The 20,136-nt window shown below is 73.6% G+C and carries 15 protein-coding genes; 6 read left to right on the forward strand and 9 right to left on the reverse strand.

The window, feature by feature from the left end; translation table 11 throughout:
* The first annotated feature begins 76 nt into the window (after positions 1–76).
* Positions 77–1,864: an arabinofuranosyltransferase AftB family protein gene (locus OO63_RS11935; RefSeq protein ID WP_030359929.1), complete on the forward strand. Its 1,788-nt coding sequence runs from the start codon at positions 77–79 to the stop codon at positions 1,862–1,864.
* Positions 1,865–2,036: 172 nt separating this feature from the next.
* On the opposite strand, the gene OO63_RS11940 is transcribed toward OO63_RS11935, so the two are convergent.
* From OO63_RS11940 to OO63_RS11950, 3 genes are all read right to left on the reverse strand, one after another.
* On the reverse strand, positions 2,037–3,617 hold the full coding sequence (locus OO63_RS11940) for a vWA domain-containing protein (RefSeq protein ID WP_030359930.1): 1,581 nt from the start codon (positions 3,615–3,617) through the stop codon (positions 2,037–2,039).
* Positions 3,618–3,952: 335 nt separating this feature from the next.
* Positions 3,953–4,900: an ABC transporter permease gene (locus OO63_RS11945; RefSeq protein WP_234311260.1), complete on the reverse strand. Its 948-nt coding sequence runs from the start codon at positions 4,898–4,900 to the stop codon at positions 3,953–3,955.
* Positions 4,897–7,614, reverse strand: coding sequence for an alpha/beta fold hydrolase (locus OO63_RS11950; RefSeq protein WP_031192599.1), 2,718 nt, complete (start codon positions 7,612–7,614; stop codon positions 4,897–4,899). Before OO63_RS11950 ends, OO63_RS11945 begins: the two co-directional genes overlap by 4 nt.
* A gap of 157 nt (positions 7,615–7,771) precedes the next feature.
* Between OO63_RS11950 and OO63_RS11955 the strand changes: the two genes are divergently transcribed.
* Entirely contained in the window at positions 7,772–8,998 is a 1,227-nt protein-coding gene (locus OO63_RS11955; RefSeq protein ID WP_030359933.1) for a threonine synthase, read from the forward strand.
* Between the two features lie 16 nt (positions 8,999–9,014).
* On the opposite strand, the gene OO63_RS11960 is transcribed toward OO63_RS11955, so the two are convergent.
* The 6 genes from OO63_RS11960 to iolC form a co-directional block, all read right to left on the reverse strand.
* Positions 9,015–10,454 (reverse strand): APC family permease, encoded by a 1,440-nt coding sequence (locus tag OO63_RS11960; RefSeq protein ID WP_030359934.1) that lies wholly within the window; start codon positions 10,452–10,454, stop codon positions 9,015–9,017.
* 320 nt (positions 10,455–10,774) lie between these two features.
* Positions 10,775–12,277, reverse strand: a complete 1,503-nt coding sequence (gene mmsA / locus OO63_RS11965) for a CoA-acylating methylmalonate-semialdehyde dehydrogenase (RefSeq protein WP_030359935.1) — start codon at positions 12,275–12,277, stop codon at positions 10,775–10,777.
* A 23-nt stretch (positions 12,278–12,300) separates the two neighbouring features.
* Positions 12,301–14,208 (reverse strand): 3D-(3,5/4)-trihydroxycyclohexane-1,2-dione acylhydrolase (decyclizing), encoded by a 1,908-nt coding sequence (iolD, locus tag OO63_RS11970; protein WP_051810776.1) that lies wholly within the window; start codon positions 14,206–14,208, stop codon positions 12,301–12,303.
* A complete protein-coding gene (gene iolB / locus OO63_RS11975; protein WP_030359937.1) occupies positions 14,205–15,008 on the reverse strand; it encodes a 5-deoxy-glucuronate isomerase in 804 nt (267 codons plus the stop codon). Before iolB ends, iolD begins: the two co-directional genes overlap by 4 nt.
* A 31-nt stretch (positions 15,009–15,039) precedes the next feature.
* Positions 15,040–15,915, reverse strand: coding sequence for a Cgl0159 family (beta/alpha)8-fold protein (locus OO63_RS11980; protein WP_087884174.1), 876 nt, complete (start codon positions 15,913–15,915; stop codon positions 15,040–15,042).
* 139 nt (positions 15,916–16,054) lie between these two features.
* Positions 16,055–17,029 carry a 5-dehydro-2-deoxygluconokinase gene (iolC, locus tag OO63_RS11985; protein ID WP_267885478.1) on the reverse strand — a complete coding sequence of 325 codons (975 nt, stop codon included), beginning with the start codon at positions 17,027–17,029 and terminating at the stop codon, positions 16,055–16,057.
* Between the two features lie 136 nt (positions 17,030–17,165).
* On the opposite strand from iolC, the gene OO63_RS11990 reads away from it, so the two are divergent.
* The 4 genes from OO63_RS11990 (at position 17,166) to OO63_RS12005 (ending at position 20,084) form a co-directional block, all read left to right on the forward strand.
* Positions 17,166–18,089: a sugar phosphate isomerase/epimerase family protein gene (locus OO63_RS11990; RefSeq protein WP_078619087.1), complete on the forward strand. Its 924-nt coding sequence runs from the start codon at positions 17,166–17,168 to the stop codon at positions 18,087–18,089.
* Positions 18,090–18,200: 111 nt separating this feature from the next.
* Complete coding sequence (locus tag OO63_RS11995; protein WP_030359941.1) at positions 18,201–19,208, forward strand: helix-turn-helix domain-containing protein; 1,008 nt, start codon at positions 18,201–18,203, stop codon at positions 19,206–19,208.
* 292 nt (positions 19,209–19,500) lie between these two features.
* Positions 19,501–19,701: a helix-turn-helix transcriptional regulator gene (locus OO63_RS12000; protein ID WP_030359942.1), complete on the forward strand. Its 201-nt coding sequence runs from the start codon at positions 19,501–19,503 to the stop codon at positions 19,699–19,701.
* 137 nt (positions 19,702–19,838) lie between these two features.
* On the forward strand, positions 19,839–20,084 hold the full coding sequence (locus OO63_RS12005) for a heavy-metal-associated domain-containing protein (protein ID WP_030359943.1): 246 nt from the start codon (positions 19,839–19,841) through the stop codon (positions 20,082–20,084).
* Positions 20,085–20,136: the final 52 nt, after the last annotated feature.

Below are 20,136 nucleotides of genomic sequence, written 5' to 3' on the forward strand. Positions count from 1 at the left end.
CCACCTGTACGCGCGGCGGCGGTCCACCCGTACAGGGCCGCTCAAGGCCCGGCTGACCTGCGCCGAAGTACGCTGCATGACCTCTACACGCACCCCGGTCCGCAGGCGCGGCACGCTGGGCGCCCTCATCGCCCTGACCGGCACGGCCACCGCGCGGCCGGGCGGCGGCCGACTCGCCGCCGCCCGGCCTCGGCTGCGGGCCGCGCTCTGTCTCGCGCCCGCCCTGCTGATCCTCGTCGCCGGGTACCAGCGGCGCTGGATGTCCGACGACGGGCACATCTACGTCCGCACGGTCCGGCAGATCCTCGCCGGGCACGGGCCCGTGTTCAACGCGGGCGAGCGCGCCGAGTCGTCCACGGGGACGCTGTGGCAGTGGCTGCTCGTGGTCGCGGGGCTGCCGGGCGCGGACGTCGCGAGCGCCGCTGTGTACGGCGGGCTGCTGCTGACCGGGGCGGGGTTCGCGCTCGCCGCGTGGGGTGCGGTCCGGCTGTACGACGGCGGCGCGGGCGGCAGCGGTGACGGCGCGCGCGGCGGCCGTGCGCTGCTCCCCCTCGGCGTCCTGGTGCCCCTCGCCCTGCCGCCCGTCTGGGACTTCGCCACCTCCGGCCTGGAGACGGGGCTCGCCACCTGCTGGCTCGGCGGCGCCTGGCTGCTGCTCGTCGCGCGGCCCCGCTCCCTCGCGACCGCGTTCGTCATCGGGCTCGGCCCGCTCGTACGGCCCGATCTGGCGCTGGTCTCCGCCGTGTTCCTGGGCGCGCAGTGGCTGAGCGCGCGCCCCTCCCGGCGCGCCGCGCTCGCCGGCGCGGGGGCGGCGGGGGCGCTGCCCGTCGCGTACGAGATCTTCCGGATCGGGTACTACGGGCATCTGGTGCCGCTGCCCGGCGTCACCAAGGAGGCCTCGCAGAGCCTGTGGGGGCGGGGCCTCGGCTACCTCGGCGACTTCGCAGGGCCCTATCTCCTGTGGGTGCCCGCCCTGTTCGTGGTCGCGGCCGTGCTGCCGTCGGGGCGCGCGCGGCTGTCCGGGTCCACCAGGGTGTCCGTGCCGCTCGCCCCCGCCCTCGCCCCCGTCCTCGCGGGCGCCCTCTGCTGGGCGTACGTCATCAAGGTCGGCGGCGACTTCATGCACGCGCGGATGTTCCTGCCGGGGCTCTTCCTGATGGTCCTGCCGGTGTTCCTGGTGCCCGCCACGCGCGCGTGGGCGCTTGCCGCCGCGGGGGTCTGCGTGTGGGCCGTGGTGTGTGCCGCCGTGCTGCGGATCGGGTACGAGGGGCGGATCGGGCCCGGCGGCATCGCGGACGAACGCGGGGTGTACGTACGGCAGAACGCCGCCGCCCACCCCGTTCACCACAGCTTCGGCGGCTACCGCGAGAACGCCGCCTACGCGCGCGAGGTGCGCGCGGCCGGGCGCGGCCAAGAGGCGGCGCTGTTCCTCTCGCGCACCCGCGTGGCCGCCGCCACCCCCACCGTGACCGGCTTCTACGCCACCCTCGGCCTCAACGGCACCGCCGTCCCCCTCGACGGCGCCGCCCTCGACCCCATCGGCCTGGCCTACCCCCTGGCCGCCCACTCCCAGCGCATCGACCACGCGCGCGTGGGGCACGACAAGTGGCTGCCCGACGAGTGGGTCGTCGCCGACCGCGGCACCGCCGACCTGCCGTCCGGGCTCGACCCGGCCCGGGTGGCCGCCGCCCGCCGCGCGCTCTCCTGCGGGCCGCTCGCCGAACTGCGCGCCGCCACGCGCGCCCCCCTCACGCCGGGGCGCTTCCTGCGCAACGCGGCCGGTGCCCTGGAGCGGACGGCGTTCCGCTTCCCGAACGACCCGGTGCGGGCGGAACGGGAGTTGTGCGGTACCCGCGCCCCCTAGGGGGCGCGGGGCTCGTTCCGGCATGCGGCTCCGCCGCGTGGGGGCGCCCGAGGCGGGAAGAGTGGGGCCCACCAGGGCGGGAAGAGGGGGGAAGCCGCAGACGCGTCTGCCGGATCGCTGAGCGGACGCGTCTGCGGCTTCGTTGTGGCTGGTCGCGCAGTTCCCCGCGCCCCTACGGGGCACTGCCCCGCAGGTCGTTCGCCTCGCTGATGCTCTCCGCGAGCTCGCTCACGTCCTTGTCGCCCGTCGTGTACGCGAGGCCGCGCGCCCACTCCTCCAGGCGGTCCGGCGTCGGGGCGCCCGGCAGCGGGGCCGTGCTGTGGTCCTCGCCCCGGCCGCCGCGCTCGTCCTGCCCGTCCTGCCCGTCCTGCCGCCGTGGTTCGGCGTCGGCGAAGCGGTCGTACGCGCGCAGCCCGTCGGCGAAATAGGCGGCGGTCGCGGCGACTTGGAAGCGCGGCTCGGCCTCGTCCAGCGTGCCGTCCAGGTCGCCGGTGCGCAGGTCGGCCGACTCCTCGCGCGGGGCGCGGCTCCCGGGGTCGAGCCAGCGGACGCGCGCCGTGGCCACGGGACCGCTCGCGCCGGGCCGGGTGCGCACGGCGTACAGGGCCGTCACCGTGTGCCCCGGCCCGACCTCGCCGCCGTCCACGCGGTCGTCGCGGAAGTCGTCGTCGGCGACGCGCCGGTTGTCGTAGCCGATGAGCCGGAACCGCTCGACGGTCTCCGGGTCGAAGGTCACCTGGGACTTGGCGTCGCGGGCGCGCAGGTCGATGTTCGCGGGCAGCCGCTCGCAGAACACCTCGCGGGCGTCGTCCTCGTCCGCCACGTACGTGGTGTGGCCGTCGCCCCGGTCGGCGAGCCGCTCCATCAGGGCGTCCCCGTAGTCGCTGCCGACGCCCACGCCGAACAGCGTGATGCCGTGCGCGCGGCGGGCGTCCTCGACGCGCCGCAGGATGCCGTCGGCGCTGGTGTCGCCGGTGTTGGCGAGGGCGTCGGAGAGCAGCACGACGCGGTTGGTGGCGCCCTCGCGCAGGCCCCGGGACGCGGTGTCGTAGCCGGTGGTGATGCCCGCCTCGACGTTCGTGGACGCGGTGGGGCGCAGGTCGTCGACGGCGGCGTGCACCCGGTCGCGGCTGTCGCCGAGCCGGGTCATGGGCAGCACGGTCTCGGCGCGGTCGCTGAAGGTCACGAGGGCGACCAAGTCGTCGTCGCGCAGCCGGTCGGTCATCACGCCGAGGGACTTCCTGACCAGGTCCAGGCGGCCCGGCTCGGCCATGGAACCGGAGATGTCGATCACGAAGGTGAGCGCGGCGGGCGGTCGGCGGCGCTCCTCGTCGTCCGGGCGGGTGGCGAGGCCGACGCGCATCAGGGACCAGCCGTCGGCGCCGGTGCGGGCGCCGTCCACGCTCACGGAGAAGCCGTCGCCGTCGGGCTTCGGGTAGTCCTGCCGGAAGCTGTTGACGAACTCCTCGGGGCGCACCGCCGCCGGGTCGGGAAGGCGGCCCTGGTCCAGGGTGCGGCGCGCGAAGCCGTACGAGGCGGTGTCCACGTCCAGGGCGAAGGTGGAGCGCATGTCGGCGGGGGCGGGGCTCGGGGCGATGTCGCGGCTCAGGCCGTTCTCGCGCTGCCGCGAGTCCTGTGCCCCGTCGGGCGGCGGGGCGGGCGCGGGCAGGGCGTCGGACCCGCGTTCCTTGCTCGACGCCCGGCGCTTGTCGCCGCTGTCGTCCCCGCCGCCGCTGCATCCCGCGAGCAGCATGCCGCCCGCGAGGAGTGCGGCGGCCAGGGCGGTGCGGCGGTCACGTGGACGGGTTCGCGTGCGGGTGCGGTCTCGGGTGTGCTCGTGGTCTCGGGTGTGCTCGCGGTCTCGTGCGCGGTCACGGGTCCGTGTGCGTTCGGACAGGGTGTGTCGCATGGGTCGGCCCCCCGGTTCGTCTCGTCGGCGTTCGTGACTGTGACGGCCGGGGGGCCGAGGACGATCGGTCCCGTACGTTGCGGAAGGGTCTCAAGTCGGCCACGGAGAGCGGAAGTCGGGGCTCCGCAGCCGCGGCCGGGCCGATCCGTCGGACGGGCCCAGGGCCTGTCCGACGGGCCCTAGGACACCACGTCCTTCCGCGAGAACCCGCGGAACGCGAGCGCGAAGAGCACCAGGGCGTACGTCACGGAGATCGCCGAGCCCTGGATCATGCCGCCCCACTCCGGTGTCGGCTGGAACACGTCCGCCCAGGCGAACTGCCAGTGCGCGGGCAGGAAGTCGCGCCAGCTGCCGAGGGCCGTCACGGCGTCCAGGACGTTCCCGGCGATGGTGAGGCCGACGGCGCCGCCGACCGCGCCGAGGGGGGCGTCGGTCTTCGTCGACAGCCAGAAGGCGAGGCCCGCGGTGACCAGTTGGGACACGAAGACGTACGCCACGACGATCGCGAGGCGCCGCGCGGCCGTGCCCGCGTCGAGCGTGCCGCCGGTCGGGATCTCCAGCGGCCCCCAGCCGTACGCCGCCGCGCCCACCGCGAGCGCGACCACCGGGAGCAGCAGCATCGCGGCGGCGCTCAGGCCGAGCGCCACGGCGAGCTTGGACCACAGGAGCCGGGCGCGCGGCACGGGTGCCGCGAGCAGATAGCGCAGGCTGGACCAGCCCGCCTCGGAGGCGACGGTGTCCCCGCAGAACAGCGCGACGGGGATCACGAGCAGGAACCCGGCGGACACGAACAGGCAGGTCGCGGCGAAGTTCACGCCGGACGCCGTGGCCGTGTCCATGAGGGTGACCTGGTCGTTCCGCCCGCCCGGTGATCCGGCGACGGTGAAGGCGATCCACAGCACGAACGGCAGCAGGGCGAGGATGCCGCCCATCACCAGGGTGCGCCGCCGCTTCAGCTGGCGGATCGCCTCGACGCGCAGGGGCAGGGTGCGCCCCGCGCGGTATCCGGGTGCGGTGGCGCGCTCGGCGGGGCCGTCCCCGGGGGCCGCGGCCACCGGGTCGAGCGCGGTCGCCACGTCCGCCACGTCCGCGTCCGGCGCGTCCGGGGTGCTCTCGGTCGCCGTCATGCGGTGCCTCCGATCAGGGTCAGGAACGCGTCCTCCAGGCGGCGGTGCGGTCCGACGGACTCCACGGGGACCTCCAGGCGGACGAGTTCGACGAGCAGCCGGGACGCCGGGGAGCCGTCCCCGGTGCCCGCTCCTTCGAGGCGCACCAGGAGCCCGCCGTCGGCGCGCGTCGCCGACGCCACGCCCGGCAGCGACGCCACCTTCTCCACCAGCGGGTCCGCGACGTCGGCGGCGAGGCCGACGAGCAGCGTGTCCCCGGAGCCGACGATCTCGTCGACGGGGCCCGCCTGGACGAGGCGGCCGCGGTCCATGACGACGAGGTGCGTGCAGGACTGCTCGACCTCGGCGAGGAGGTGGCTGGAGACGATGACGGTGCGCCCGCCCTCGGCGTACCGGATCATCACCTCGCGCATCTCGCGGATCTGGGGCGGGTCGAGGCCGTTGGTCGGCTCGTCGAGGATGAGCAGGTCCGGCAGGCCGAGCATGGCCTGGGCGATGGCGAGGCGCTGCCGCATGCCCTGGGAGTACGTCCGCACGGCGCGGGCGAGGGCGTCGCCGAGCCCGGCGATCTCCAGGGCCTCGTCGAGGTGGGCGTCATCGGCGGGGCGTCCGGTGGCCGCCCAGTACAGCTCCAGGTTCTCCCGGCCGGAGAGGTGCGGCAGGAATCCCGCGCCCTCGACGAACGCGCCGACCCGGGACAGGACGGGCGCGCCGGGCCTGATCGCGCGGCCGAAGACGCGGATCTCGCCCGCGTCGGGGCGGATGAGGCCCATGAGCATGCGCAGGGTCGTCGTCTTGCCCGCGCCGTTCGGCCCGAGGAGGCCGAGGACCTGGCCCTTCTCGACACGGAAGGACAGGTCCTTGACCGCGTACCGGTCGCTGGACTTCGCGTACCGCTTGCTCAGGTCCGTGATCTGGAGCGGGACCTCGGCGAGCGCCGGGTCGGGCGCGGGCGCCGTGGTGCGCCTGCGGCCGAGGGCGAGGAGGGCCACCGCGAGCACGGCGCCGGTGACCGGCAGCCACCACACCCAGGCGGGCAGCGGCGCGGCGGCGGTCTCCACGCCCGGGGCGGTCGGGACCTTCAGGCCGCTCTTCAGCGACACCGTGTACGCGGCGGGGCGGGCCGGTGAGGCATAGCCGAGGTCGGTCGAGGCGAGCACGAGGCGCAGCCGGTGGCCCTTCTTCAGCTCGTGGTCGACGGCGGGCAGCGTCAGGTCGACGTCCGCGCCGTCGACGGCACCGGGCACCCGCACGGGGGCGACGAGCTGGGCGGGCAGGACCCGCTGGTCGCCGCCGGGCCCGACGTCATACACCTTCCCGAACAGGACCGTGTCCTCGCTGTCGGACTTCACGTGCGCCCGCACGGTGGGCGCGCCGGTGACGCGCAGGTCCTTGGAGACCGGCTTCGACTCGAACGCCGCGTACTGGCCCGGGAAGTCGAGGGAGACGCCGATGCCGAGCGAGGAGAGCTGGGCGAGGCCGCCGCCGCCCCGGCCGCCGCCACCGGCGGCCGAGCCGATGCCGGGCAGCGCGGACACGGCGGGCGGGGACGCGCCCGCGGGGTTGTCGAAGGTCTGCGGGCGCCCGGCGAGCGGCACTTCGCGCACGCCGCTCGCCAGGCCCGGGTAGCGGTCGTCGCTCGCGCCGCGCAGGGTGGCCGCGCCGTCCGTGGAGTCGATGCCGCCGGTGCGCGTGACGCGGAAGGCGGGCCCGGTGTCGACGGCCTTGTCGTCCTTCAGATAGCGGTCGAACCACGTGCCGACGCGGCCCTCGACCCGGTCGGTCTCCATGTCGCCGCCGTCGTGCCCGCCCGCGATCCAGTCGACCGAGACGGGGGCGTGGTTGCCGCGGATCGCCCGGGCCATGGCGTCGGACTGGTTCAGGGTGAACAGCGAGTCGGTCTGGCCCTGCACGATCAGCGCGGGCACCTTGATGCGGTCGCCGACGGCGGAGGGGCTGCGCGCGGACAGCAGCTCGCGCGCCTTCGCGTCCGGCTTCCCGGCCACCGCCACCCGGTCGTACATCTCGCACAGCCGCTTCTCGAACCGGTCGCAGCCGCCGCCCGCGCTGAGGAACATCCCGGCCCACAGCTTCTTGAACACGCCCTGCGGGAACAGCGCGTCCGCCAGGTTCCAGTACGTGATGACCGGGGCGATGGCGTCGACCCGCTGGTCGTACCCGGCGGCGAGCAGGGCCGCCGCGCCGCCGTACGAGGCGCCGGTGACGCCCACGCGCGGGTCGCCCGCCTTGTCCAGGCGCACCTCGGGGCGCTTCGCCAGCCAATCGATGAGCCGGGAGACGTCGGCGACCTCGCCCTTGGGGTCGTTCAGGCCGATCCGTCCGGTGGACCTGCCGAAGCCGCGGGCGGACCAGGTCATGACCGCGTAGCCCTCGCGGGCCAGCTTCTCGGCCTGGTCGCGCACGTCGCTCTTGCTGCCGCCGAAGCCGTGGCCGATGAGGACGGCGGGCCGCTTGGCGTCGGGGTCGCCCGCCGTGAAGTACGACGTGTCGATCCGCACCTCGTGGCCGTCGGCCCCCTTGCCCATGGCGAGCGTCTGGTCCGAGCGCCGCACACTGGGGCTCTCGTCCGACGCCAACGCCGTCCACGTACCCGCCCCGGCGAGCACCACAAAGGCGGCCCCGGCGGCGAAAAGACGCCGCGGCCCGCGCAGCGCGGCCTTCCAGGCTCCGGCCTTGGGCCGTCGTAGATCCATGGCGTCAACCGTACGGGGACCCGCCGACAACCAATGCCCCCACCGGTCGGAACCCGGACGCCTCCCCGGGAAGTACGGCGGCCCCCCGGCGTACCACCGACGCGGTAGGGCGCGGCCCCTGCCCTCCAACTGTCAGGGGCGCCTACCCTGTTGACCTATGACATCTCCGCTCGCTGCCCCCTCGGACTCCCTGGCCGTCGGCCAGCGCTCGCTCGGCGACCCCGACGTCCGGTTCCCGCTGTGGCCGCCGCTCACCGAGGGCTGCCCGGTCACGAGCACGGAGTCCGTCGCGTACCCCGTAGAGGTCGACTACGCCTACGACAAGGTGCCCGCCGACCTCTTCGCGACGGCCGCCGCTCGGCCGCGCGGGCACGAGCGCTGGGCGCCGCTGCTGCCGCCCCTGCACGCCCCCGGGCTCGCGGAGGGCGGTACTCCGCTGCTGCCCCTCGCGGACGACGTGTGGATCAAGGACGAGTCCCGCAACCCGACGTGGAGCCACAAGGACCGGCTGAACCGGATCACGGTGAGCGCGGCCGTCGGCGCGGGCGCGGCGGGCGTCGTCGTCGCCTCGTCCGGCAACCACGGCGCCTCGGCGGCCGCGTACGCCGCGCGGGCCGGGCTGCGGTGCGCCGTCGTCACCTCGGCGGAGGTGCCGCCCGCCGTCGACGCGTTCCTGCGCGGGTACGGGGCCGCCGTCCTTCCGGTGCCCGCCGAGCAGCGGTGGCCGCTGCTGCGCCGGATCGTCGAGCGGACCGGCTACCACCCCGTCAGCAACCTCACGCCCGCCGCGCACACCGGGCACGGCTTCGGGCCCGAGGGCTACAAGACCCTCGCCTACGAGATCTTCACCGACCTCGGCACCGTCCCGCGCGCGGTGTTCGTGCCCACCGGCTACGGAGAGATGCTGTTCGGCCTCTGGAAGGGGTTCGCCGAGCTGGTGCGGCTCGGGCACGCGGAGGCGGTGCCCCGGTTGTACGGGTGCGAGCCCGCCGCCGGGGGGCCGCTCGCCGCGGCCGTGCGGGACGGGGTGCCCGCGGCGCACGTCCCGCTCGGGCCCACCGCCGCGTACGCCATCGCCTGCCCCGTCGGCGGGTATCGCGGGGTCGTCGCCGTCCGGGAGAGCGAGGGGGGCGCTGTCCTCGTCACCGACGCGGAGCTGGCCGCCGCCCGCGCGGAGCTGGCCCGAAACGGGGTGTGGGCGGAGCTGTCCGCCGCCGCGGGCCTCGCCGGGCTCCGGCAGCTCGGCCGCCCGGAGGAAGGGCCCGTGGTGTGCGTGTCCACGTCCAGCGGCTTCAAGGACCAGGACCTGCTGGCCGCCGATCCTTCCGCGGCGGTCGACCCGGAGGACTGGGACGCGGTGGAGCGGCGGCTGCGGCGGGCGTGACGGCACGGGGCCGGTCCTACTCCCGCACGTCCTCCGGGAGCGTCACCAGCCACCGGCTGTCCCTGCGCGGACGCAGATAGAGCAGCCAGTACAGCGTCGCCACGCCCACGATCCCGCCGGTCCACAGCAGGTACGCCGTCTCCTGCCGGCTCAGCACGTACGCGAGCACCGCGACGAGCACCACCGGCACCCCGGGCCACAGCGGCATCCGCCAGGCGGGCGCGTGCCGGTGGCTCCCGCGCCGGGCGAGCAGCGCGGCCACGGCGACCAGCAGGTACATGCCCGTCACGGAGACCCCGGTCACGCCGTAGAGGGTGTCCAGGTTGACGAAGCAGAGCGCGGCTCCGGGCACGCCCACGAGGAGCGTGGCGACCCAGGGCGAGCCGAAGCGGCCGCCGAGCCGTGCGAGGACCTTGTTCACGGGTGCGGGCCACGCCTTGTCCCGAGCGGAGGCGAACAGGACCCGGGAGTTCTGGATGACCATCACGATGCCCGCGTTGATGATGGCGAGGGCCACGCACAGGCTGATGAAGGTGCCGACGCCGGAGCTGGACCAGGCGGCGACCATGCCGCTGATGTCGCCGCTGGTGAGGGCGGCGAGGTCCGGGGCGCCCATGGTGATGGCGGCGACCGGCACGAGGAGCACGACCGCAGAGATGCCGAGGGTGAGCAGGACGGTGCGGGCGACGTTCTTGCGCGGGTTCTCCATCTCCTCGGAGAGGTAGACGGCGGTGGAGAAGCCCTGGGTGACGAAGAGGGCGATGGCGAGCCCGGAGACGATCAGCATCGCGGTGACGGTCTTCGTGCCGTCGCCGGAGCCGGAGCCCGCCGCCACGCTGAGGTCGGTGAGGCTGGAGACCCCCCGCTCGGTGTGCGCGAACCCGAGCACCGCGACGACGCCCGCCGCGACCACCTCCAGAACCAGGAAGATCCCGGTGATCCAGGCGTTCGCGCGCAGGTCGAGCAGGCCCGCGAGGGTGGCGAGGAGCATCACGGCGGCGCCCGCGTAGGACGGGTCGAGGTGGACGACGGGCGCGAGGTAGTCGGCCGTGCCCATGGCGATGACGGGCGGCACGATCATCACGACGAGCAGGGAGAGGACGAAGACGAGCCAGCCCGCGAGCCGTCCGGCCATCGTCGAAACCATCGCGTACTCGCCGCCCGCGCTGGGGATGAGGGTGCCCAGCTCCGAGTAGCAGAACGCGACGCCCACGCACAGGAGCGCGCCGATGGCGATGGTGAGGGCGGTGGCGGTGCCGAGCGTGGAGAACAGGTCGGGCACGACCACGAACAGCGTGGAGGCGGGGGTGACGCAGGACAGCGTGAGCAGGGTGCCGCCGACGACGCCGATGGAACGCTTCAGCTGGCGCGGCGCCTTGTCCGGTTCCTGCGCGGGCGCGGTGACCGGCCCGATGACCGCGGACTCGGGCGGCGGCGTGTGAAGCGTTTCGGTCATACGGCGGTTCCGATCGGCTCGTACCAAAGGGGAGGCAGAGCCGTCATGGAAACCCCGGCGTAAGGAGAACGTCAATGGCCGATTACCTACGGAATCCGCAGCTCAAGCGATCATCAACTCACCATTGAATCCCAGACGTTGGCGACTAGTAGGTGACACTGGCCAGCCACTTCATCACCACACCTTCAATAACAAGGTCAAACTCGTGAATCACCTTCCTCACCCGATTTGAGCGATCAGTGCGGGAACCGCAGCCGAGCACCGAAAAATAAACGAGACCGTCCGCAGTGCGGACGGTCTCGTTCGGTGCGCTCGGGCACTCAGTGGTTACGCGGGAACCCCAGGTCGACCCCCGCCGGGGCGTCCGACGGGTCCGGCCAGCGGGTCGTGACGACCTTGCCGCGGGTGTAGAAGTGCGTCCCGTCGTTGCCGTAGATGTGGTGGTCGCCGAAGAGCGAGTCCTTCCAGCCGCCGAAGGAGTGGTAGCCCACCGGCACCGGGATCGGCACGTTCACGCCGACCATGCCCGCCTCCACCTCCAGCTGGAAGCGCCGCGCGGCGCCGCCGTCCCGGGTGAAGATCGCGGTGCCGTTGCCGAACGGCGAGGCGTTGATGAGGGCGAGGCCCTCCTCGTACGTCTCCACGCGCAGCACGCACAGGACCGGGCCGAAGATCTCGTCCTTGTACGCGTCCGCCGTCACCGGCACCCGGTCGAGCAGCGAGAGCCCGATCCAGTGGCCGTCCTCGTAGCCCTCGACGGTGTAGCCGGTGCCGTCCAGAACGACCTCGCTGCCCTGCGCGGCGGCGCCCGTCACGTACGACGCGACCTTGTCGCGGTGGGCGGCGGTGATGAGCGGGCCCATCTCGGAGGCCGGGTCGTCGCCGGGGCCGATCTTGATCTTCTCGGCGCGCTCCTTGATCTTCGCGACGAGCTCGTCGCCGACCGCGCCGACCGCCACGACCGCCGAGATGGCCATGCAGCGCTCGCCCGCCGAGCCGTACGCGGCCGAGACGGCGGCGTCGGCGGCCGCGTCCAGGTCGGCGTCCGGCAGGACCAGCATGTGGTTCTTGGCGCCGCCGAGCGCCTGGACGCGCTTGCCGTTGGCGGAGGCGGTGGTGTGGATGTAGCGGGCGATCGGGGTGGAGCCCACGAAGGACACGGCCGCGACGTCCGGGTGCTCCAGGAGGCGGTCCACGGCCACCTTGTCGCCGTGCACGACGTTGAACACACCGTCCGGCAGACCGGCCTCGGCGAGCAGCTCCGCGACGCGCATCGACGCCGACGGGTCCTTCTCGCTGGGCTTCAGGACGAAGGTGTTGCCGCACGCGATGGCGAGCGGGAACATCCACATCGGCACCATGGCGGGGAAGTTGAAGGGCGTGATGCCCGCGACGACGCCGAGCGGCTGGCGGATCGAGGAGACGTCCACGCGGCTCGCGACCTGCGTGGACAGCTCGCCCTTGAGCTGCACGTTGATGCCGCACGCCAGGTCGACGACCTCCAGGCCGCGGGCGACCTCGCCGAGGGCGTCGGAGTGCACCTTGCCGTGCTCGGCGGTGATCAGCTCGGCGATCTCGTCGCGGTGCGCGTCGAGCAGCGCCCGGAACTTGAACAGGACCGAGGTGCGCTGCGCGAGCGAGGACTGGCCCCAGGTCGTGTACGCGGCCTTCGCGGCGGCCACGGCCGCGTCCACCTCGTCCACCGAGGCGAAGGCGACGCGGGTCGTCACGGCACCGGTCGCCGGGTCGGTGACGGGGCCGTACGTACCGGACGCACCCTCGACGGTCTTGCCGCCGATCCAGTGGTCGACGGTCTTCGTCATGCTCGTCATGCCGAGATATCCCTTCACAGATGGCGGCGCCGGGCGGACACGTGCCGGTCGTACTCCTCGCGTGCCTTGACCGCCGACGGACGCGTCGCGGTCTCGGCCACGGGCACATCCCACCACGCCTGTGCGGGGGGCGGGCCCGACACTGTGTCTGCCGTTTCCGTCTCCACGTAGACACATGTGGGGCCGTCCGCTTCGCGTGCTTCGCGCAGGGCCTCGCGCAGGTCGCGGACGGTCTTCGCGCGCCGCACCGGCAGTCCGAGCGAGGCCGCGTTGGCGGCGAGGTCGACGGGCAGCGGGGCACCCGTGTAGGTGCCGTCGGACGCCCGGTGGCGGTAGGCGGTGCCGAAGCGCTCGCCGCCCACGGACTCCGAGAGGCCCCCGATGGAGGCGTACCCGTGGTTCTGCAGGATCACGACCTTGATCGGGATGTTCTCCTGCACGGCCGTGACGATCTCGGTGGGCATCATCAGATACGTCCCGTCGCCGACGAGCGCCCACACGGGCCGCTCGGGCGAGGCGAGCGAGACGCCGATCGCGGCCGGGATCTCGTAGCCCATGCAGGAGTAGCCGTACTCCACGTGGTACTGCCGGGGCGAGCGCGCCCGCCACAGCTTGTGCAGGTCGCCGGGGAGCGAACCGGCCGCGTTGATGAGGACGTCGGCGTCGGTGACCAGCTCGTCGAGCAGGCCGAGCACCTGCGCCTGGGTGGGCCGCACATCGGGCTCGTCCGCCGCGTAGGCCGCGTCGACACGGTGCTCCCAGCGCTCCTTGTCGTCGCCGTACTCCCCCGCGTACGCGGGGTCGACGCGATGGCCCGCCAGCATGTCCCGCAGCCCTTCGAGGGCGGCGCGGGCGTCGGCGACGACGGTGGCGCCCGCCATCTTGTGGGCGTCGAACGCGGCCACGTTGAGGTTGAGGAAGCGCACGCCGGGGGCGGTGAAGAGGGTGCCGGACGCGGTGGTGAAGTCGGTGTAGCGGGTGCCGACGCCGATCACGAGGTCGGCGGTGCGCGCCAGTTCGTCGGCGGTCGCGGTGCCGGTGTGGCCGATGCCGCCGACGTCGGCGGGGTGGTCGTGGCGCAGCGAGCCCTTGCCGGCCTGGGTCGAGGCGACGGGGATGCCGGTGGCGGCGGCGAGGTCGGCGAGCGCCTGCTCGGCGGCGCTGTGGTGGACGCCGCCGCCCGCGACGATCAGGGGTCGGTCGCTGCCCCGCACCAGGCTCGCGGCGGCGGCGAGTTCGGCGGGGTCGGGGGCCTGGCGGCGCACGGACCACACCCGCTCGACGAAGAACTCCTCCGGCCAGTCGAAGGCCTCCGCCTGCGCGTCCTGCGGCAGCGCGAGGGTCACCGCGCCCGTGTCGACGGGGTCGGTGAGCACCCGCATCGCCTGGAGCGCGGCCGGGATCAGCGCCTCGGGGCGGGTGATCCGGTCGAAGTAGCGCGAGACGGGCCGCAGGCAGTCGTTCACGGACACGTCGCCCGCGTACGGCACTTCGAGCTGCTGGAGGACCGGGTCGGCGGGGCGGGTCGCGAAGGTGTCGCCGGGCAGCAGGAGCACCGGCAGGTGGTTGACCGTCGCGAGCGCGGCGCCCGTGACGAGGTTGGTGGCGCCGGGTCCGATGGACGTCGTGACGGCGTGGGTGGAGAGCCGTCCGCACTGCCGGGCGTACCCGACCGCCGCGTGCACCATGGACTGTTCGTTGCGCCCCTGGTGGAACGGCATCCGCTCGCCGTACTCCACGAGCGCCTGGCCGAGTCCGGCCACGTTGCCGTGCCCGAAGATGCCCCAGGTCGCGCCGATGAGGCGGCGGCGCTCGCCGTCCCGCTCGGTGAACTGCCGGGCCAGGAAGCGCACCAGGGCCTGGGCCGTCGTGAGCCGGATCGTGCCGGGCGCGCCGCGCGTGCCCCCCTGCGTCTCGCTCATCGGTAACCCTCCGTGTGGTCGGGGTGGAAGCAGATCTTCCACTCCCGTTCGTCGCCCGGTCCCGCCATGACGTTCAGGTAGTACATGGTGTGCCCCGGCTGGGCGATGGAAGGACCGTGCCAGCCGTCGGGCACGAGCACCGCGTCACCGGAGCGCACCTCGGCGAGCACGTCGGTGCCGCCCTCCCGCGAGGGAGAGACCCGCTGGTAGCCGAAGCCGTGCTCGCCCTCGATCTCGAAGTAGTAGATCTCTTCGAGGACCGACTCCACACCGGGCCGGTGCTCGTCGTGCTTGTGCGGCGGGTACGAGGACCAGTTGCCGCCCGGCGTGATCACCTCCACGGCGATGAGACGGTCGCAGTCGAAGGCGTCCGCGGACGCGAAGTTGCGGACCTGGCGCGCGCAGCTTCCGCTGCCGCGCGCTTCGACGGGGACCTCCGGCGCGGGGCCGTAGCGGGCGGGGAGTCGGCGCTCGCACTTCGCTCCTGCCAGGGCGAAGCGGCCTCCCACGCCGGAGGCGATCTGGATGTGGGCGTCACGGGGAACGTAAGCGAAGTCGGTGGCTCCGCTGAACACGCTCTCGCGGCCCAGGAGTTCGATGATCTCGCCCTCCGCGTGCACCGTACAGCCGCCGGTCAGCGGGAGCACGATCCATTCACTCTCACCGGTGGCGAAGGAGTGCGTCCCACCGGCCGGAATCTCGACGACACGCAGCCCGGCATGCGCCCACCCTGCGGTTTTCGGGTCGATGGCGACGGCGTAGGTGTCGTCGGCCGCACTTCCTTTTGGTACGTACGTCATGCGGGGCTCCTCCTGATTGCGTACGTCACGGCTACAGCAGGCCGACCGCGGTGTCGACGGCGCCCGCGACATCGCCGTCCGCCGGGTAGAGCAGCGTCCGGCCCGCGACCAGGCCCTGCACGGTGGGCAGGCGCAGGGCGCCGCGCCACTTCTCGTACGCGGCGTCCGCGTCGCCCGCGAGGTCGCCGCCGAGCAGCACGGCGGGCAGCGTCGAGGTCTCCATGACGCGGGCCATGTCGTCGGGGTTCTCGGTGACGGGGACCTTCAGCCAGGTGTACGCGGAGGTGCCGCCGAGTCCCGCGGCGATGGCGATGGACCGGGTGACGGCCGCCGCGCTCAGGTCGTTGCGCAGCACACCGTCGTCGGACCTGCGGCACAGGAACGGCTCGACGAAGACGGGCAGGCGGCGCGCGGCCATGGCGTCCACGGCGCGGGCGGTGGCCTCCAGGGTGGTGAGGGAGCCGGGGTCGGCGTAGTCGACGCGGAGGAGCAGCTTGCCCGCGTCGAAGCCGAGGCGGCGGAGGTCCCGGGGGCGGTAGCCGGTGAAGCGGTCGTCCAGCTCGAACGCGGCGCCGGCGAGGCCGCCCCGGTTCATGGAGCCCATGACGACCTTGCCTTCCAGGGCGCCGAGCAGGAGCAGGTCGTCCAGGATGTCGGCGGTGGCGAGGACGCCGTCCACGCCGGGGCGCGAGAGGGCGAGGCAGAGCCGTTCGAGGAGATCGGCGCGGTCGGCCATGGCCATCGGGTCGCTCCCGACGCCGAGGGCACCCCGTGCCGGATGATCGGCCGCGATGATCATCAGCCGCCCGGAGTCGCCGACCAACTCCCGCCGCCTGCGCTTGGCAGCGGCCTCGGCGATGGCCTCGGGCTCCCGCACCCGGGTCCGCACGAGCTGGGCCACATCCACAGCATTCACGCAACTACCCCTTTACCGCTGTGGGCAATCGTGCCGCAGGGCGACAGGGGTCTCCCCTGCTCGAGCGAAGCCGAGAGCTTGGGAAAGGGTGGGCACAGCCCACGGTTCCGGGTGCTCCTGGGCCAACGGTTCACAGGACGGCCCCCGCAGCCAATGCGGCGTCGACCTCGTCGGCGTACGGCATCGCCGACGAGCACTCAAGGCGAGAGGCGACAATCGCTCCCGCCGCGTTGGCGTACCGGATCACCCGCTCCAACTCCCACCCGGCGAGCAGCCCATGACACAGCGCCCCGCCGAACGCGTCCCCGGCCCCGAGCCCGTTGAGGACGGTCACCGGCAGCGGCGGCACCTCGACGGTGTCCCCCGCCTGGTTCATGGCGAGCACCCCCTTGGGCCCCTGCTTGACCACGGCCAGCTCGACCCCGGCCGCGAGCAGCGCGCCCGCCGCGGCCCGCGGCTCCCGCACGCCCGTGGCGATCTCCACCTCGTCCACGTTGCCGACGGCGACGCTCGCGTGCCGCAGCGCGGTGGCGTAGTGCGGCCGTGCCTCGTCGGGGTCGCTCCAGAACATGGGCCGCCAGTCGAGGTCGAAGACGGTGATACCGCCGGAGCGCGCCCCGAGCGCGGCGACGGTCGCTGTCCGGCTCGGCTCCGCGCAGAGCCCGGTCCCGGTCATCCAGAAGATGCTGGCCTCGGCGATCGCGTCGAGGTCGAGGTCGGCCGCGGCGAGCTCCAGGTCGGGCGCCTTGGGCTGACGGTAGAAGTACAGCGGGAAGTCGTCGGGCGGGAAGATCTCGCAGAACGTCACGGGCGTGGGGAGACCGGCGACCTCGCCGACCCACCGGTCGTCGACGCCGAACTCCCGCAACTGCTTCCGCAGATACGTGCCGAAGGGGTCCTGTCCCGTCCGCGTGACGACGCCCACACGCCGTCCGAGGCGCGCCGCCGCGACCGCCACGTTCGTGGCCGAGCCGCCGAGGAACTTCCCGAAGGTCGTGACCTCGGAGAGCGGCACCCCGGTCTGCAGGGGGTAGAGGTCCACCCCGATCCGGCCCATCGTGATGACGTCGTACGGGTCGTACGGACCGGTGTTCGGATCGCTCACCCTGCACATCCCTTCCTGGAGGCAGCCTGTCGCCTCCCCCAGGTCTAATCCCGTCCCAGGAGCCCTGTCAACATTTTGTCCTTACATTCGGACTACTCCTTGACACTCTTCTCGGCCGCCGTGGAGGCTGACGCCCATGGCGAAGACCTCCTTGACCCCATCGTCGGCTTTGTCCCGCATGCGCGTCGGCTCGGCCCCCGACTCGTGGGGCGTGTGGTTCCCCGAAGATCCCCAGCAGGTCCCCTGGACGCGCTTCCTGGACGAGGTCGCCGACTCCGGTTACGAGTGGATCGAGCTGGGCCCGTACGGCTATCTGCCGACCGACCCGGCGCGGCTGACCGCCGAGACGGAGCGCCGGGGCCTGAAGGTGTCCGCGGGGACGGTCTTCACGGGCCTGCACCACGGCCCGGACGTCTGGGAGAAGACCTGGGACCACGTCTCGGCCATCGCCGAGCTGACCCGGGCCACGGGCGCGCGGCACCTGGTCGTCATCCCGTCCTTCTGGCGGGACGACAAGACCGGCGAGGTCCTGGAGGACTCCTCCCTCACCCCGGAGCAGTGGCGGCACCTGACCACCCAGACCGAGCGCCTGGGCCGCGAGGTGCGCGAGCGGTACGGCCTGACGATCGTCGTCCACCCGCACGCCGACACCCACATCGACACCGAGGAGAACGTCACCCGCTTCCTGGACGGGACGGACCCCGACCTGGTCTCGCTGTGCCTGGACACCGGGCACTACGCCTACTGCGGCGGCGACAGCGTCAAGCTCATCGAGACGTACGGCGAGCGCCTCGGCTATCTGCATCTCAAGCAGGTCGATCCGGCGGTGCTCGCCGAAGTGCGGGCGCAGGACATGCCGTTCGGCCCCGCCGTCGCGCGTGGCGTGATGTGTGAGCCGCCGACCGGGGTGCCCGCGCTCGAACCCGTGCTCGCGGCGGCGGCGAAGCTGGACGTCGATCTCTTCGCCATCGTCGAGCAGGACATGTATCCGTGCGAGCCGGACAAGCCGCTGCCGATCGCCCGGCGGACGCGGTCGTTCCTGCGCTCCTGCGGAGCGTGACGCTTCGCTTTGACGGGCGGCGGTTCTCCCTGCGGGTCCGTGGAGGCTGAGCGCGCAGTTCCCCGCGCCCCTTACGGGGCGCGGCCGGGTCGACGACGAGCGGGAGGTCGGATGAGCGCGGGCCGCTGGTACGACGCACGTACGCACACCGCGGTGCGCTCCCTGCACGGGCCCGATGGTCTCTGGGAGGTCGCCCTGGCGCGGCCGCACCCCCGGCTGCGGCCCGGCGTCATCAGCTATCGCGGCTTCCGGCTCGCCCTCGGCACGCCCCGGCGGCGGCTCGAAGTGCCCATCGGTGCCGTCACGTTGCTGCTCGGCTTCGGCGACCGGCTGCGCATCCGGGGCCTCACGGGCTCCGCGCGCCCGCCGGTGTCCCTGGTCTCGGTGGTCTCCGGGCTCACCACGCGGCCGGTGATCGGTGAGCACGACGGGCGGCTCGCGGGCGTCGAGGTGCTGCTGACGCCGTGGGCCTCGTTCACGCTCCTCGCCACGGAGCAGCACGAGCTGGCCGAGCGCGCCCTGGACCCGGACGCGCTCGGCGCCCGGGCCGGGGCCGGGCGGGGCCGCTGGGACCGGGTCGGGGACCTCGCGTCGGCGCTCGGCTCGCTGCCCCGCTGGAGCGACCGCTTCGGCTTCCTCGACGACGTCCTCACGCGCTGGTCCGATGACGGGCCGCCGTGCTCGCCGCGGATCGTGCGGGCCTGGGACGCGCTGGTGCGCCGCCGGGGCCGGGCGTCCGTGGCGCGGATCGCGGAGGAGGTCGGCTGGAGCGTGCGGCAGCTGGAGAACCGGTTCCGCGAACAGATCGGCGTCGGCCCGAAGGCGGCGGGCCGGATCCTGCGCCTGCAGCACGCGCGCCGACTGCTCGCCGCGGGCCGCGGCCAGGCGGAGACGGCGGCGCTCTGCGGCTTCTACGACCAGGCGCACCTCAGCGGCGAGTTCAAGGCGATGACGGGCTGCACCCCGCGCCGGTTCGCGCTCGCCGGGGCCGCGCCGCTCCCGGCGCACAGCGGGCCGCCGTCCGCGGCGCGGCTGGCGGGCGAGCAGACGAGCCTGGTCCTCGCGCCGCGCCCGCCGGGACAGCGGACGGTGTTCGCGAAGGCGGAACGCCGCCGCTGACACCGACGGTGTTCGCGAGAGCGAGACGCCGCTGACACCACTACCCGTCATCACGCGCCCCCGACACGCCCCACGTCCACGCCCCTCACCGGCGACACTTCCGTCATAAACACCCCTTTTCTGTCACACATGTCCCGTGTACGCGGGTCTTGCGTCACAGCCAGTCGACAGAGGCGCCCGCGCGGTCACTCTGCGTCGTTCACGGGGCACAGGCTGAGTGATCGCCAGTGCCGTGCCCAGCTCCCCCGTCGGCCGTACCGGCCGCCCTGGGCGCGCACAGGGAGGAGCCACCATGACCGACCGAAGGCTCTGGTCGTACAAGGACATCGCGGCGCACATCCGGGTCCAGCCCGACACCGTGCGCTCCTACCGCAAACACGGTCTGCTGCCCGAGCCCGACCACGTCGAGGGCGGCAAGCCCTACTGGTACGCCGACACCATCCGCGCCTGGGTCGCCTCACGCCCCGGCAACCGCACCCGCAGGGACGGCTGAAACAGGAGTGGCACCCCCCTTGGATGAGTACCCCCTAGGGGTATAGTGTGAAGCACGTCAGGGGTTCCCTGGAACCAACGGGACCCCACGCGTGCGCAGACGTCCACCACGTCCACACCTTCACCGAGGAGAACGACATGACCGCCAACGCCCAGACCTCGCAGACCGACTCCGTCACCACGGTGTTCGACGTGAAGGGCATGACGTGCGGCCACTGCGAGGGCGCCGTGTCCAGCGAGATCAGCGAGCTCGCGGGCGTCAGCTCGGTCCAGGCGGTGGCGGCCACCGGCAAGGTGACCGTGGTCTCCGCCGCCGCGCTGGACGAGGAAGCGGTCCGCGCGGCCGTCGACGAGGCCGGCTACGAGCTCGTCGGCAAGGCCTGACCGCCACCCCGCCCCTCCGGGCCCCGCGGCACGCCACCCACGCCGCGGGGCC

Source organism: Streptomyces alboflavus (assembly GCF_000716675.1).
In the GTDB taxonomy this organism is placed as follows: domain Bacteria; phylum Actinomycetota; class Actinomycetes; order Streptomycetales; family Streptomycetaceae; genus Streptomyces; species Streptomyces alboflavus.